Origin of the sequence: Bifidobacterium sp. W8112 (assembly GCF_016101425.1) — a bacterium.
Classification (GTDB): Bacteria; Actinomycetota; Actinomycetes; order Actinomycetales; family Bifidobacteriaceae; genus Bombiscardovia; species Bombiscardovia apousia.
Window position 1 is genome coordinate 64501 of sequence record NZ_JACFQN010000002.1, and the last position, 16540, is coordinate 81040.

Sequence of the window (16540 nt, forward strand, 5' to 3'; positions counted from 1 at the left end):
ACCTCCATAATGCTCGGCCTGCCCCTGCGTCAGGCCTGGTATTCCACACTCTGCCGGGCATACAGGCTATCCGGCGTCCACGACACCAGGTCGGCCGGAACCTGTTCGCCGGTAATGATGTTCTTGACCTGGTCGCCCTCCTGCTGGCCCTCCTTGGCCGGGAACCAGACATAGGGGATGCCCAGGTGGTCGGCATAGCGGATCTGCTTGCCGATCTTGGCTGCGGTCGGAGCCACATCGGCAGCGATCCCCCTGGCCCTCAGGTCCTGGGCGATGTGGTTGCTGGCGGTGCGATCCTCCTCATCCCAGACGGCGACCATGACCGCCGCTGGGGAGACCCGGGAGGCCTGGGCCCCCTGGGCCAGCAGGTAGGAGAGCAGGCGCGAAAGTCCGATGGACAGCCCCACACCCGGGTAGGTGCGGTTGCCCTGGCTGGCCAGGTTGTCGTAACGGCCGCCTGAGCAGATGGACCCCAGGGATTGCGCCCCCTCCAGGAAGGTCTCGTAGACCGAGCCGGTGTAGTAGTCCAACCCGCGGGCGATCTTCAGGTCGGCGATGACCGAGCCCGGCCGGATGCGCGCGGCCTCGTCGATGATCATGGCCAGCGTCTCCAGACCCTCAATGGCCAGGGCATACGCAGGAGACTCCTTGTCGATGCCAACCTTGTCGACCAGGGCGTCGAAGCGCTGGCGCAGCTGCTCGCCATCGTCGGCGGTCAGCTCGGCTAGCTCCAGGCAGGCCCTGGCCTGGTCCTGGTTGGCGCCGCACTCACTGACCAGCAGACTGGCCACCTCGTCAGGGCCGATCTTGTCCAGCTTGTCGATCTCGCGCAGAACGCCTTCGATGTCCTCCAGGCCCAGACCCCGGTAGAACCCCTCGGAGAGCTTGCGGTTGTTGGCGTGCACGGTGGGCTTGGGCAGGCCGAAGGCCCGCAGCTCCTCCAGGGCGCTCAGCATGACCAGGGGCACCTCGACCTCGTAGTGGTCGGGCAGCTCCCCGTTGCCGATCACATCAATATCAGCCTGGACGAACTCCCTGAACCGTCCCTCCTGGGGGCGCTCCCCTCGCCAGACCTTCTGAATCTGCCAGCGCTTGAAGGGGAAGGTCAAGTCGTTGCTGTGCTCCACCACGTAGCGGCTGAGCGGCACAGTCAGGTCGAAATGCAGACCCAGCCGGCGCTCCACCGGCACATCCTTTTCCTGGCCCAGATCCTGCAGCCGGGAGAGCAGGTAGATCTCCTTGCTGGTCTCCCCCTTCTTGAGCAGGCTGGAGCCCTCTTCGACGGCCCTGGTCTCAATGCCGATGTAGCCGTTCAATTCGAAGACCTTGCGGAGCGTGTCGATGATGCGCTGCTCCACCACTCGTTGTGAAGGAAGCCATTCAGGGAAACCGGATAGAGATGTGCCTTTTGCCATAAGAACCTATACTATAGGAGGTCAAGGAAAATGGTATTGCCATATTTTGCGATCTCTCCAACACACAAGCCTAAGGAGCTGGCCATGGCCGACAACACCGCCATCACACCCGAGAACACCTCGACACCGCAGGAGGACCACACCGTGGATGCGGCTGGCCAGGTCGCCGCTGCGCCGGCACCAGAGGCCGCACAGGAACAACCTGCTCCCACTGAGGATGCACCGACCCAGAGTGCACCGGTAGCGCCTAAGCCGGCAAAGCCCAAGGCAGTCCCCTCCCCTGCGGCTCTGGCCCACAAGGCCCCTCACGTCAAGGCCGCTCCGGCCGCTCCCACCTACAGCCAGGAGGAGATCGACAAGGCCGAAGCCTTCGGACGGGTGGACGAGCAGGGCAACGTCTTCGTCCGCGAGGACGACCAGGAGCGCCAGGTGGGTCAGTTCCCCAACGCTGAGGCCAAGGAGGCACTGAACCTCTATGCCCGCCGATACCTGGACCTCAAGGAAAAGCTGAACCTCTTCGCCTCCAGGCTGCGCAGCCCCAAGATCAAGGCCCACGAGATCGACGAGTCCCTCACCTCACTCAAAGAGGAGACCAAGCAGCCCGAGGCCGTCGGCGACCTCGCCGCCCTGCGCACACAGCTGGATCAGCTGGCTGAGCAGGGGCAGGCGCGCAAGGCCGAGTTGGCGCAGGCCCGCAAGGACGCCATGGCCAAGGCCATCAAGGAGCGGACTGCCATCGTGGAGAAGGCCGAAGAACTGGCCGCATCCCTGGGCGACTCCACCAACTGGCGTTCCACAGCGGACAAGTTCCGTTCCCTCTTCGAGCAGTGGCAGCAGCACCAGCGCACCACCATCCGCATCGACAAGGCCGACGCGGACGCCCTCTGGAAGCGCTTCTCATCCGCCCGCACCACTTTCAACCAGGCCCGCCGCAAGTGGGCCCAGCAGCGTGATGCCCAACGGTCCGAGACCAAGCGGATCAAGGAGGAGATTATCGCCGAGGCTGACCAGATCAAGGACTCCACCGACTGGGGACCCACCTCCCACCAGTTCAACGAGCTCATGGACCGTTGGAAGCAGGCCGGAAGGGCAGGGCGTCAGGATGACGATGCCCTCTGGGCCCGGTTCCGTCAGGCCGCGGATGTCTTCTTCAACGCCCGTCAGGCAGACCGGGACAAGACCTCGGTCAACGAGCGCGAGAACCTGACCAAGAAAGAAGCCCTGGTGGCCAAGGCCGAGGCTCTGCTGCCCGTCAAGGATGCCAAGGCCGCCAAGCAGGCGCGGCAGGAGCTGGCCAAGATTCAGGAGGAATGGGACGGCATCGGCTTTGTCCCCCGTGACGACGTGCGCCGGATCGAGGGCAGGATGGATGCTGTGGACCGGCAGATCAAGGCGGTGGAGGATGCGGCCTGGAACCAGTCGGACCCCGAGGCCGATGCCCGCGTCTCCAGCTTCGAGCAGCAGCTGGCCGCCCAGCTTGAGGACCTGGACCGTCGGATCGCCGCCGAGCAGGATCCGGCCAAGAAGCAGGAGTTGGAGGCCGAGAAGGCCACCAAGGAGCAGTGGATGAACGCCGTGCGCTGATCGCATCTGTTCCACCAGGACCCCCGACCTGGTCATCGACCACCGGGGGTCCTTTCGTATCCATCCATGAGACCTTGTTCCAGCAGGACTTCCAGACAGACAGCCACCGACTGGAACAGCATGCAGAGATCACAAGCCGGAAAAGCAGGTCAGGGAAAGGGCTCTAAGCCTGGTTGCAGAGGAGGTCAGATGGCCCGCATATGGGGGCTGGCCGAACCCTTGGCTCCGGTCAGACGGTAGGCATCGAAGACCCCGTCAATCTTCCTGACGGCCGACAAGAGGGTGTTCAGATGCTGGGGATCGCCCATCTCGAAGACGAACTGGCTGACGGCTACCCGGTCACGGCCTGTGGACTGGCTGCCCGACAGGATGTTGACGCCGTGGTCGGACAGCACCTGGGTGATGTCAGAGAGCAGGTGGGGCCGGTCCAGGGCCTCCACCTGGATCTGGACCATGAAGGTGCCCTGTTTGCCCGTCCAGGAGACCTCGATGATCCGTTCGGGCTGCTTCTTGCGCAGGTCCAGAAGGTTCTGACAGTCGGACCGATGGACCGAGACGCCCTGGTTGCGGGTGATGAACCCGGTGATGGGATCTCCCGGCACTGGGGTGCAGCAACGGGCCAGCTTGACCCAGACATCGTCCACACCCTTGACCGAGATCCCCTGGGAGGTCTCCGGACGGCTGGATTTGGCCACCCGCTGCAGAGGTATGGCCTCCTGCTCCACTTCGTCCTCGAGGGCTGACCGGCCGGCGTCATGAACCAGCCGGGAGATCACGTTCTGGGTGGAGACCTGTCCGTCGCCAATGGCAGCGTAGACGGCCTTCTCATTGGGATAGTTGAGCTCGTCGGCGGCCCCCACCATGGCTTCGGGGGTCAGCAGGGTGGCCACTGGCAGGTTCCGCTTGCGCATGGCGCGGATCAGCTCGTCCTTGCCCTCCTCGATGGTCTCCGAACGGCGCTCCTTGCTGAACCACTGACGGATCTTGCTGCGGGCGCGGGGGCTCTTGGCGAAGCTGAGCCAGTCGCGCGAGGGCCCATCGGTGTCCGACTTGCTGGTCAGAATCTCCACCGTGTCCCCGTTGCGCAGCTTGGTGTCCAGGGGGACCAGACGGCCATTCACCCTGGCGCCCATGGTTCTGTGCCCCACCTCGGTGTGGACGGCGTAGGCGAAGTCCACGGGGGTGGATTCGGCCGGCAGGGAGATGATCTTGCCCTTGGGGGTGAACACATAGACCTCGGCCGAACCCAGATCGTCCTTGAGGGAGCCCAGGAACTCATTGGAGTCAGGGGTCTCGCTGGTCCAGTCAGCCAGCTGCTGGATCCAGGTCAGGTTGTCCTCCTGGCTCAGCTCCCCCTCCTGGCGCTCGCGCTTGACGTCAGCCTTGTCAGGCTGGGAGAGTTCGCGGCCGGCAGACCCGTTCTCCTTGTACTTCCAGTGGGCGGCGATGCCGAACTCAGCACGACGGTGCATCTGCCAGGTGCGGATCTGGATCTCCACCGGCTTGCCGCCCGGGCCCACCACCGTGGTGTGCAAGGACTGGTAGCGGTTGGTCTTGGGCATGGCGATGTAGTCCTTGAATCGCCCAGGCACCGGGCTCCAGCGTGCATGGACGGCGCCCAGGGCCGCATAGCAGTCGCGGATGGTGTCCACGATGATGCGCACCCCGACCAGATCGTAAATGTTAGCGAAATCGTGTCCGCGCACGATCATCTTCTGGTAGATGCTGAAGTAGTCCTTGGGCCGTCCGGTCACCTGGGCCTTGATGCCCTGGGCATCCAGATCCTCGTGGATCTCGTCCAGGATCTGCTTCAGGTAGACCTCCCGCTGGCCCGCCCTGCGGGAGACCAGCACTACGATTTCGTTGTAGATCTTGGGATAGAGCGTCTTGAAGCTGAGCTCCTCCAGCTCGGTCTTGATGGCGTTCATGCCCAGACGGTTGGCAAGAGGGGCGTAGACATCGAGGGTCTCGCGGGCCTTACGCTGGGCTGATGAAGCCTTGACGTAGCGCCAGGTGCGGGCGTTGTGGACCCGGTCGGCCAGCTTGACCACCAGGACGCGCACATCCCGGCTCATGGCCACGATCATCTTGCGGATGGTCTCGGCCTGGGCCGAATCGCCGTAGTCCATCTTGGATATTTTGGTGACCCCATCCACCAGGCCGGCCACGGTATCGCCGAAGTCATTTCTGCACTGCTCCAGGGTGTAGTCGGTATCCTCCACCGTGTCGTGCAGCAGACCGGCCGAAACCACCGTAGGACCCATGCCCAGGTCGGCCAGAATCTGAGCGACAGCCAGTGGATGAATGATGTAGGGCTCGCCGGACTTGCGCCTTTGGTTGGCATGCTGGACTACAGCCCGGTCATAGGCGCGCTGGAGCATGGACAGGTCCTCGCCGGGATGGTGGGCGGCGCAGATCTCCCGGATGGGCATCAGGGGGTTGAGCGGATCGTCGCTGATTTCGCAGCCCAAGGCTCTGGAGGACAGGCCGGACGGGGCCTGCTCGCCGACATCATTGCTGCAGACGCTGCCCTCCGGAGTGACCATTCAAGCCTCCAATGTCCTGATATAATGCACCAATCCTACACTTGCGCCTGACCCATTCAGGCCGTCCGTGTCCGAAGGATGCCTCAGCGGCCAGTCGAGCCGAATCCGGCATCCGAACGCACCGAGCCAGGCAGACGTTCTGCGGGCACGAAACGGGCCTGTACGTAACGCTGGATGACCAGCTGGGCAATGCGCTCCCCAGGCTCGAAGTGAACCGACTCATGCGGATCCAAGTTGATCAGCGGCACCTTGATCTCGCCCCGGTACCCGGCATCGATGGTTCCGGGCGCGTTGAGCACGGTCACCCCCATCTTGACTGCCAGCCCTGAGCGTGGGTGAACCAGGCCGACGTACCCGTTGGGCAGAGCCAGAGCGACACCAGTGGGAACCAGGGCCCGCTGGAAGGGGGCCAGGTCCACGGCCACCCTGGCTCGCAGATCAGCCCCCGCATCGCCAGGCATGGCGTATTCCGGCACCTCGGCCCCATCCAAGGATTTGAACAGGACCTCGACCGTTTCCGGCTCGTTGTAGGACTCGTCGTAGGCCATCAGGCGGCGCACTCCTTGCAGACGGGCTTGCCGTCGGGAGTCATATAGGCCAGCTGGCTCCGGTGTTTGACCAGGAAGCAGTTGGAGCAGATGAATTCATCGCCCTGCATGGGGATGACGGTCACCGAAGAGTCCTCATTGCTCAGGTCAGCGCCCGGCAGCTCATAGTCCTCGGCGATGGCGTTCTCGTCGTCGTCCAGGTCGGCCCCGGCATCCTGGCCGCTTTTGCCCAGCTCCTGCAGGGATTCCTCGTCTTCGTCCTTGTCTCGCGGGGTATCGTAATCCTGTGCCATCGTGTACCCTTTCCTTGTTCGACCAGCCACCTCGTATGCCGGTCATTTCACACGATATGTACTGCGCATAGGATACACGATTTCAAAAGCACGTAAAATACGAACCATAGGGCACAATGGAAATACCTGAGGCCGTGTAAAGGAACCGTAAGAGGATAGGGGCGTGCATGTCTGAGAATGGGACCAGGGTGGCCAGCTTTGACCATGTCGACGACAGGGGCGATCTGGTCTTCGTCTGTGACCACCGGCACTTCGCCGTAAGAGTCGACGATGCGCTTGATCGCGCCATTCTTGAGGCCAAGCAGGTCAAGGAGGAAGAGGACGTGGACCCCCAGACCGGCAAGTCCAAGCCCCTGCCCGTCTCAGCGATTCAGGCCGCTGTGCGCGCCGGCGCCCGCCCCGAGCAGGTGGCTCAGCAATACGCTGTCAACGAAGCGCTGGTACGGCGTTTCGCGGCTCCTGTGGAAACCGAGAAGAAGTACGCCATCGAGCAGTTCCTGACCATGCCGGCACCCAAGGGGTCGGGGGGACGAAACTATCAGGAACTGATCGGCAAGGTGCTGGCCCGTGCGGGGGTCAGCCTGACCCAGGTTTCCTGGCAGGCCACCAGACGAGGGTACGAACCCTGGAACATCAACGGCGTGTTTACGCTGGACAAGCGGATTTTCAACGCCCGCTGGGCCTGGAACATGCATGACAACACCGTGACCTGTTTGAACGGGGCGGCAAGGATGCTGCTGGACGATTCCACAGACGACCACGGACAGGAGCGACCCGCTGGAGACCAGGGACCCGCCGAAGAAATCGACGATCAGACCGACAGGCGGCCCCCAAGCCAGCAGGATACCGTTGCCCCAATCGAAGAAGAAAACGGTGAACGCCAGGCGGCACTCACGGCCTGGCTTTATGGCAAGCCCAAGGAAGGCCAGGAGCGGACAGCCGACCGAGAGCCCAGTCAACCCCGTGCCGAGCTGAGCGAGGATCCCGATACGGCCGAGCATCCTCCCATCAGAGACAACGAATCCACCATGGTCCTGCCCGTGCAGAACCATGGGCAGCACCAGCAACAGGATCAAGGCGATGATGCCGGGCAGGACGAGCAGGAGGATCAGCCCAAGGAGGGCCGCCGCAGCAAGCGGGCCAAAAAGCACTCCGGGCGGTCGGCCGTACCCAGCTGGGATGAGATCCTCTTCGGCAAGTAGTCAGACCAGATCGATCAGGCAGGGGATCTGCGTCTCCAGACGGGTCCAGGAGCCATGGACGCCAGGCAGCCTGGTCGCTGCATCGGTCTGATCAGCCGAATTCACTAAGGTGATCCGATCGCCGGCCAGCACCAGAAGGTCGCCGATCATGGGTCGAATCCGGGCATCCACAGGACCGAAGATTCCCCGTTCGATGGCCTGGTCCCGGGTCAGCACCCAGGCTCGCTCCCCCAGACGCCCCCGCCAACGGGCGGCCACGACCTGGGGATCCGCCCTCTGGTCCAGATAGAGCATGACCGCCCTAGGCTCGCCGCCCACCAGTCGCACATCCCGGCTCAGCTCCGGGTCCTGGGCGATGTCAATGCGCTGGTTCGGATCGGACTCAACCATGCCATGATCGGCCACGATCACCGTCAGCGTCCCGGCGGGCAGGCGGCGATGAAGCTCGGCCAGCTGTGCATCGGTCGCTTCCAGAGCGGCCACCCATTCCTCGCCCTCCCAGCCGCTGTGGTGGCCCACCTTGTCCACATCGCGGATATAGAGGTAGGTCAGCCCCGGCTGGCGGGCAGCCTGGCAGGCAGCCAGAAGACGCTGACGGGAGTGATTGTGGGCCAGGTACTCCCCGCCGCGCAGAGCCGCACGGGTCAGGGCTGAGTCGCGAAAACGCGGCAGGCCCGAGGAGGTCACCCGGACCCCCTGCGCCTGGAGAGTCTCGAAGACCGTGGGACGGCGTTGCAGACGCTCGGGATCCTGAGCCCCCCTGAATTGGATCATCTGACCCAGCTGGCCGGTGTCCGGGTTCAGCTGGGTGTAGCCGGTCATGCCGGTCAGCCCCGGGCTGGTTCCGGTGCCGAAGACTCCCATGGCCGCCACGGTCGTCGAGGGCAGACTGGTGTAGAGGGGACGCTGGTTGATGGGTTCGGACAGCAGCGAGCGCAGGTAGGGCACATGGCCCTGCCGGCTGACCAGATTCCAGAATCCCAGCCCATCCACCAGGACGACGACCGCCGACCGTGCCTCCGGCAGTCCCAGGGCCTCCTGGAGGGCCTTGGCGGACGGATGGACATCAGTGGCCACAGGCGTTCCCAGACAGGCGCTCAGGGCCGGCAGGACGGCGGACAGATGCCTGGCCCCGCCAACATGGTTATTCCCCGCCTGGTCCCCGTATTGGATAGGCAGACTCGGCTGCAGCAGTTCCTTCATGTCAGGTGTATCCAGACCCATGCCTTCCATTCAAGCACGGTCAGACCCCAGGCCGACACCGCATGCCTGCTGCGAATGCTTTGGCGGACCGTCCGGTTATCATAAGGCGGAACGTGAAGGAGCAGGAGCTTGAGCATGGCAACTCATCGCAGGAGCAAGGCGGCGGGATACGACCCCCGGCAGGTCAAGGAGCACATCGTCGAAACCCCTCTGAACGAGGAGATGAGCAAGTCCTTCCTGGAATATGCCTACTCGGTCATCTACGCACGGGCCCTGCCCGATGCCCGCGACGGACTCAAGCCTGTTCAGCGGCGGATCATCTACCAGATGGGCCAGATGAACCTCAACCCCGACCGCCCCTATATGAAGTCCGCCAGGGCGGTGGGCGAGGTCATGGGCAAGCTGCACCCCCATGGCGACTCTTCCATCTACGAGGCCATGGTCCGGCTGGCCCAGCCCTTTGCCATGCGCCTGCCCCTGGTCGACGGCCACGGCAACTTCGGCTCCCTGGACGACGGACCTGCCGCCTCCCGCTACACCGAGGCCAGGCTGGCTCCTGCGGCCCTGGGCATGAACGCCGACATCGACCAGGACACGGTGGACTTCTCCCCCAACTACGACAACAAGCTCAAGGAGCCCCAGGTCCTGCCCTCGGCCATCCCCAACCTGCTGGTCAACGGGGCCTCGGGCATCGCCGTGGGCATGGCCACCAACATGATCACCCACAACCTGGGCGAGGTGGTGGCCGCCGCCAAGTATCTGATGGCTCACCCGGACGCAGGGCTGGACGAGCTCATGCGCTACGTGCCCGGCCCGGATCTGCCCGGCGGCGGAGTCATCGTGGGACGGGACGGCATCCGCAAGGCCTACGAGCACGGCCGAGGGGCCTTCGTGACCAGGTCCGTCACCCACCTGGAGAACGTGACCGCCCGCAAGAAGGCCATCGTGGTCACCGAGCTGCCCTTCATGGTGGGCCCTGAGCGGGTTCTGGAACGCATCTCGGATGGGGTGCGCAACCACAAGCTGGAGGGCATCTCCAGCGCCATCGACCTGACCGACCGGCACAACGGGACCCGCCTGGTCATCGAGATCAAGACGGGATTCGACCCGGGCAAGGTGCTGGGCAAGCTCTTCAAGTACACGCCCCTGGAGGACTCCTTCACCATCAACAACGTGGCCCTGGTCCATGGACGGCCCAGAACCATGGGGCTCAAGGAGCTGCTGGAGGTCTGGGTGGAGCACCGACGCACGGTCATCCATCGGCGCAGCGAGTTCCGCCGCAAGAAGGCCCTGGAGCGTCTGCACCTGGTCGAGGGGCTCCTGCTGGCCCTGGTCGACATCGACGAGGTCATCCAGGTCATCCGCAGCTCGGACGACGCGGATGCGGCCAAGACCAGGCTGATGGCGGTCTTCGATCTGGATCAGACCCAGGCCCAGTACATTCTTGACCTGCGGCTGCGGCGGCTGACCAAGATGAGCCGGATCGAGCTGGAGGGCGAGCGTGACGAGCTCAACAAGCAGCTGGAGGAGCTGGAGCGGATTCTGGGCTCCTCGGCCGAGCTGGACCGGGTGGTCATCCAGGAGATGGATCAGGCGGTGGCCCAGTGGGGCACGCCCAGGCGCACGGTCATCCTGGACCAGGAGCCTTCCGGCGACCTGGCCCCCGTGCAGTCAGCAGCAGCTGGCGATCAGCAGACCACTCAGCAGACCTCCGGCAAAGTGGGCGCTGGGTCGCAGGCTGCGCTGGTAGCCAGCGGAGGAACCAGCCGCGGCAGTGGCGACGGCGACCTGCACATGGAGGACAAGCCCTGCACGGTCATGATGAGCGCCACCGGCCTGCTGGCACGCAGCACCCCGGGCGCCCTGGATGCCTGGCGGTCGCGCCCGCGCAACCAGGACCGGGGGCATGACGACCAGATCATCGCCATATTCGCCACCACCACCCTGGCCACCTACGGCCTGGTCACCACGGCCGGACGGCTGATCACCGCTCCTGTGGCCGACCTGCCGCTGATCCCGGCCACCGCCAACCCCAACCTGGGCGGGGGCATCGTGGCCGACGAGCTTCTGGGCGGGACCGCCAGCACCGAGCCTCAGGCCGACGAGCACGCCGTCACCGTCATCGACATGGCCGACACCCGCCCCTTGGCCCTGGGCACCCGACAGGGCACGGTCAAGCGCTGGAACCGCGAATCCCCGACCACCATGGACTCATGGCTAGTCATCGACCTGAAGGACGGCGACCAGGTGGTCTTCGCGGCCCCCTGCCAGGACGGGGACCGCATGGTGCTCATCTCCTCGGATGCCAGCCTCTTGACCTTCACCGGGGACAAGGTTCGACCCCAGGGCCGCAATGCGGCCGGCATGGCCGGCATCCGTCTGGCCCAGGGCTGCCAGGTCGCCGCCTTCGCGGTCGTGCCGGCCGGGGAGATCGGCTGGACCTACCAGGAGACCGGCGAGGATGGCATGAGCACCCAGGCCGGGGCCGTGGTCCTGACCGTGGCCGGCGACTCAGAGGCCCTGCCCGGCACTGAGAACGGATCCGCCAAGCTGACCCCGCTGGAGATGTATCCAGTCAAGGGCCGTGGAACGAAAGGCGTGCGCTCCCAGCGCTTCCTCAAGGGCCAGGACAGCCTGCTGCTGGCCCGGGTGGGCGCCTGGCCCCTGCACGCCAGCACCGCTGCCGGTTCTCCGGTCGAACTGCCCGATGTGGACATGCGCCGGGATGCCTCCGGCCAGGAGCTGGCAGCGCCCATCGCCTTCGTGGCCTGAGGGCGCTCAACAAAGACTCAGTAGAGGGCCATGCCGCCCGGCCCAGCCGTGAATCCGGCGGCGGCCAGGGCCATGCCCACCGGTTCGCGCATGGTCAGGGGCCGGCCATTGGAGTCACTGAAGAGGATGCGTCCCTGTCCGCCCCGCCTCAGCCAAGAGGCCAGCTGGGCGAAGGCGGCCTCCAGCAATCCACGCTCGGGCTCACCGAAGACCAGCAGATGATGCCCCTTGGGCGCCGCGTAGACCAGGGCGCGGCCTCGATTCTGCACCAGGAGGTTCCCCATGCGCCGAATGGGACGACCGCTGCCGTCCCCTGATGCGGCCGGCCATGCTAGGGCCGTGCCATAGAGGTTGGCAGGATCCGTCACATCCATGACCACGGGCTCGGGCGGCCGCTGCTTCGATCCGCCTTCGCCATCGTCATTGCGCTCATCCTCTTGGAAGCCTCTGAGCTGGTCAATCACCTCCCGGGGGGCGAACTGGGCGCCGCCGAAACCGTCGACGATGACCCCACGCGTCAGCTGGCCGGCCTCCTCCATGCGTCTGCAGACCTGATAAAGGGCCGAGAATCCGCCGGGCAGGGATCGCACTTCTGGCAGGACCGGGGCCAGGAGCCCATAGCGGCCCAGAATGGCCTGCTCGTCGTGGACCAGGCGGACGGTCCGCTGCCGGTCATCATCCTGGCCACCGCTGAGCTTGTGGTTTGCATCAGCCATGCCAGTCCCCGCTGCACCTCTCGCTGCTCCGCGCTCTTCCGCAACCAGGGTCCAGAATCCCTCCGTCGCCGCTGACAGCGCTGACGAGCCGGCCGCCCGAGCCAAGGCAGCGCGCGCCAAGGACCTGCCGTGTCCACGCAGACCATGGGGCAACCGGCGCGTCCTACCCGAGGTCGGTGAGCCTGATCCTCGAACCAGGCGCCGAACCGGAGCCAGGGAGGCATTGGTGACCAGCCCACGCCTGACCAGGCCCCAGAGCGACCGGGCCATGGCCTCCTGGTCGGGGGCTTCAGAGACAGGGGACTCGATGTCATCCCCGCCCCGACTGGCGCAGGCGCGCAGAAGGCGATCGAAGCGGTAGGCTCCCCCATCGGCCAGCACACCCAGCAGGACCTTTTCCAGATCGCCCGCCTTGCCCGGGTGGCTCGGGTTGCCGGTCCCATTTGTGGCTGACGGAGGGCCGGCGGATTGTGCTGGAAGCTCCTCGTCCAGGTCCTCGGCCAGATAAAAGGTCATGGCGCCCAGCGGGCCCTCCCCTTGGTCGGACCCCACCCAGACCACCTGGCCCGAGGCCAACAGGTCGTCCATCAATGCCGGGCCGTAATCACGCACCCTGGCCGGGAAGATGGCCGACTCCCAGAGTTCGGGCGGCAGAGCCAGCCCCTCCAGCTGCCCGATCACCTCCAGCAGTCCTTCGGTGCCCATCAAGGGCTCCTGGCCCAGGGGCGCCAGACCCTGCCGGTGAAGAAGAAAGTCGCTGTAGACATGGCCGGGGACGGGACTGGCGGCCTTGCTGGCCTTGGCCAGGGACCGCGAGCGCAGCCGACGGAAGACCTCGGGATCCAGCCATCCTCGGCGGGGTTCGCCTCCCTCCCATCCGGGCTCGCCATAGGCGCTCAGGTCGGGACGGGGGAAGACCCCGGTCATGAGCAACTCGCGTGCGACCAGGGAACGCAGCCTGTCCTCCAATAGAGCACCGCCCAGACCCAGGTGGCCGGCCAGGTCCTCGGTGGTGAACGGCCCATGGACTGCGGCGTATTGCCTGACCAGCTGGTCGAAGGCCTCGCTGTCTGATTCCGATTCCTTTGTCGGCTGGGCGGATGGCTGGATGACGCCTGGGCCCAGGACCGCCGTCAGCCGTCCTGCCTGGCCGGCCCATACCCAGCAGTCGCGAGTGCCTAACCTGACCGGAACCACCCTGGACTGGGCCTGCAGCCCCTCCAGCATGGCCCGGACCTGTGCCTGCGTCACCGGTTCGTCCTCCTGACCGCGCATGCGCCGACCAATGCCGGCCAGGTCCATGGGACCCAGGGTGCGCAGCAGGTCGGCCAGTCCTTCGGCCCCCCTGGCCCGGGTCTTGGGCGAAAGCCGCTGCAGGTCAGCAGTCACCTGATCGACGGTCTCCTGGTCCAGGAGGTCAGCCATGTCCACTTGGCCGACCATCTGCTCCAGCAGGTCGGAGTCGATGGCCAGCATGGCGGCGTCGCGCTCGGCCTTGGGCATGTCGTACTGGTACATGAAGGTCCCCAGGTAGCCGAAGAGCAGTCCTGAGGCCATGGGCGAGGGGGTCTTGGTGGAGGCCGGGACCAGACGGACGCTCCCCTGCTCCAGGTCGGTCATGAGCTCGCGCAGGGCAGGCATGTCGTAGACATCCTGCAAGCATTCGCGCATGGTCTCCAGAACCAGGGGGAAGTCGTCCTCCTTCAGGGCCGCGTCCAGCAGACGGGAGGCCCGCAGACGCTGCTGCCAGAGCGGAACCCTGCGGCCCGGCTCCATCCTGGGCATGTAGAGCGAGCGGGCTGCGCACTGGCGGAAGCGGGCCTGGAAGAGCGCCGAGCCGACCAGATGCCGGCGGACCTCACGCTCCGCCTGATCGGGGGTGAATCCGAATATTCGCTGGTCTTCCAGGAAGGCATCGGTACCCGGAATCTGCACGACGATGCCGTCCTCCCCCGCCCAGACGGATCCGTCATAGCCGCGCTCACGGGAGAGCCGGGCGGCGATGGCCAGGGCCCAGGGCTCGTTGACCCTGCGGCCGTATGGCGAATGGAGGATCAGCCTCAGATCGCCCTCCTCGTTGGGGCAGCGCTCGACCACCAGGTGACGGTCGTCGGGCACCCGGCCGGTGGAGGCCTGCTGTTCGGCCAGAAAGGCGGCCAGATTGTTGATGGCAGGACGGTCCAGCCCGTCCCCCAGCAGACGAGCACAGACGGGTTGCGTGAAGCCCGGCCGACCGGAGGCAGTCTGGACTGCCGGTATCAGGCCCTGGGACAGTTCCCTGGCCAGCCTGCCCAGACGACGGCCGAAGACAGGGTCACGGCCGGTGCCCTCCCCGTGCCAGAAAGGCAGTCTGGCGGAGCGTCCCGGAGCGGGCACCACCACCACACGGTCGCGGGTGATCTGCTGGATCCTCCAGGAGGTGGTGCCCAGGGTGATCACGTCCCCCTTGCGGGACTCGTAGACCATCTCCTCGTCCAGCTCCCCCACTCGTCGTGGCTTGCCGCCGGCGGCCTCGGAGGGCATGACCACGCTGTAGGAGCCACGGTCGGGAATGGTGCCCCCGGAGGTCACCGCCAGTCGTTGCGCGCCGGGGCGGGCCGTCAGGATGCCGGTCTGGTGGTCCCAGACCAAGATGGGGCGGAAAGCGGTGAAATCCTGGGAGGTGTAGGCGCCGCTGAGCATGCCCAGCACCGCCCGGTAGACCTGCTGATCCAGGTGGGCGAAGGGCGCGGCCCGTCTGACCGTGGTCAGCCAGTCCTGCTCCTTGAGCGGCCCCATGGCGGCTGCGGCCACCGTCTGCTGGGCCAGAACATCCAAGGGACTGCTGGGCATGATGGTCGGTTCGATGTCGCCCTGGACCATGCTTTCCATGCTGGCTGTGCACTCCAGGATCTGCTCGCGGGTCAGCGGGAACAGCCTGGCCTGCGATACCCGACCGACCTGGTGATCGGCCCGGCCCACCCGCTGCAGTCCCGAGGCGGTCGACAGCGGGGCGTTGACCTGGATGACCAGATCGACCGAGCCCATATCGATGCCCAGCTCCAGGCTGGAGGTGGCCACCACACAGCGCAGTCTGCCGGCCTTGAGGTCATCCTCCACCTGGCGCCGGCGTTCCTTGGACACCGATCCATGGTGGGCCATGGCAATGGGTTGGTCGACAGTTTGGCCAGAGGTTCTCTCGGAGGTGGACCCGGTGGCCGAATCGTAGTGGGCGGGCTCCCTGGCCGGCTCGGACTTGTCAGAGGGACCTGACCGGTCACGCCCGTTCCAATACCGGCCGCCCTGGCTTACATCGGCTTGATGCAGGTCGTTCAGCCGGGCGGTCAGGCGTTCGGCGAGCCCTCGGGAGTTTACGAAGACCAGGGTGGTGCGGTGGGACAGCACCTGATCCAGAATGGCCCGCTCGATGGCTGGCCAGATGGATCCGCTTCTTTGGTCGCCCTCCTGACCCTCCTGACCGGGCTCGCCGGGCGGCGCCGCCAGATCGGCCATGTCCTCCAGGGGCTCGATCAGGCGCAGGTCCATGGCTGTGGACGACTTGGGCTGGATCAGACTGACCGGACGGCTGCCACCCAGGAAACGTGCCACCTGCTCGGGCGGGCGGACCGTAGCCGACAGGCCTATCCGCTGCACAGGCCCTCCGACCAGGTCGTCCAGGCGCTCCAGGCTCAGGGCCAGATGAGCCCCGCGCTTATTGCCCGCCAAAACGTGGATTTCGTCCACAATAACGGTTTGCACGTTCTTCAGCGTGCTGGCCGTCTTGGAGGTCAGCATCAGATAGAGGGATTCAGGGGTGGTGACCAGAATGTCCGGCGGATGGGCGGCCAGGGCCCTGCGGCCGCGGGCATCGGTGTCTCCGGTGCGGATGCCCGTCCGGACCTTGGGTGCTTGGCGTCCCTGCTGTTCAAACCGCTCGGCGATGCCTTCCAGCGGAGCCTGCAGGTTGCGGGCCACATCCGTCCCCAGGGCCTTCATGGGCGAGATGTAGAGCACGGCGACCCCAGGCTTCCGGGAGCGCCGGGGCTTGGTCATAAGCTCGTCGATGGCCCAAAGAAAGGCGGCCAGGGTCTTGCCCGAACCGGTGGGCGAAATGATCAGCGCATCGCCGCCTGCGCGGATGGCCGGCCAGGCCTGCACCTGGGTCGGCGTGGGCCCCTCAGGAAAGGTCTGGCGAAACCAGTCGGCCGTCTGCGGGGAAAAATTGTCCAAGGGATCGCCCATATGCGTCATACTCCCCTCCCCGCCCTTCTGGGCCTTGCTG

Annotated in this window: 9 protein-coding genes; 3 read left to right on the top strand and 6 right to left on the bottom strand. The window is 65.7% G+C overall.

The window, feature by feature from the left end; genetic code table 11:
* Nucleotides 1–29 precede the first annotated feature (29 nt).
* On the bottom strand, nt 30–1415 hold the full coding sequence (gene hisS / locus H3T92_RS04720) for a histidine--tRNA ligase (protein WP_198189448.1): 1386 nt from the start codon (nt 1413–1415) through the stop codon (nt 30–32).
* An 84-nt stretch (nt 1416–1499) separates the two neighbouring features.
* On the opposite strand from hisS, the gene H3T92_RS04725 reads away from it, so the two are divergent.
* Nucleotides 1500–2999, top strand: coding sequence for a DUF349 domain-containing protein (locus H3T92_RS04725; RefSeq protein ID WP_198189449.1), 1500 nt, complete (start codon nt 1500–1502; stop codon nt 2997–2999).
* 185 nt (nt 3000–3184) lie between these two features.
* Here the strand turns inward: H3T92_RS04725 and H3T92_RS04730 are convergent, their stop codons facing one another.
* The 3 genes from H3T92_RS04730 to H3T92_RS04740 form a co-directional block, all read right to left on the bottom strand.
* Nucleotides 3185–5545: a RelA/SpoT family protein gene (locus tag H3T92_RS04730; protein WP_232342002.1), complete on the bottom strand. Its 2361-nt coding sequence runs from the start codon at nt 5543–5545 to the stop codon at nt 3185–3187.
* An 83-nt stretch (nt 5546–5628) separates the two neighbouring features.
* Nucleotides 5629–6093, bottom strand: coding sequence for a dUTP diphosphatase (gene dut, locus H3T92_RS04735; RefSeq protein WP_144086008.1), 465 nt, complete (start codon nt 6091–6093; stop codon nt 5629–5631).
* Nucleotides 6093–6386 (bottom strand): DUF4193 domain-containing protein, encoded by a 294-nt coding sequence (locus H3T92_RS04740; protein WP_101432216.1) that lies wholly within the window; start codon nt 6384–6386, stop codon nt 6093–6095. Before H3T92_RS04740 ends, dut begins: the two co-directional genes overlap by 1 nt.
* Nucleotides 6387–6553: 167 nt before the next feature.
* Between H3T92_RS04740 and sepH the strand changes: the two genes are divergently transcribed.
* On the top strand, nt 6554–7588 hold the full coding sequence (sepH, locus tag H3T92_RS04745) for a septation protein SepH (protein ID WP_144086007.1): 1035 nt from the start codon (nt 6554–6556) through the stop codon (nt 7586–7588).
* Here sepH and H3T92_RS04750 read toward each other — a convergent pair whose 3' ends face one another.
* Nucleotides 7589–8812, bottom strand: a complete 1224-nt coding sequence (locus H3T92_RS04750; RefSeq protein WP_144086006.1) for an alkaline phosphatase family protein — start codon at nt 8810–8812, stop codon at nt 7589–7591.
* 114 nt (nt 8813–8926) lie between these two features.
* On the opposite strand from H3T92_RS04750, the gene H3T92_RS04755 reads away from it, so the two are divergent.
* Nucleotides 8927–11563: a DNA gyrase/topoisomerase IV subunit A gene (locus H3T92_RS04755; protein WP_198189672.1), complete on the top strand. Its 2637-nt coding sequence runs from the start codon at nt 8927–8929 to the stop codon at nt 11561–11563.
* Between the two features lie 17 nt (nt 11564–11580).
* Here the strand turns inward: H3T92_RS04755 and H3T92_RS04760 are convergent, their stop codons facing one another.
* Nucleotides 11581–16509: an ATP-dependent helicase gene (locus H3T92_RS04760; protein ID WP_198189450.1), complete on the bottom strand. Its 4929-nt coding sequence runs from the start codon at nt 16507–16509 to the stop codon at nt 11581–11583.
* Nucleotides 16510–16540 lie beyond the last annotated feature (31 nt).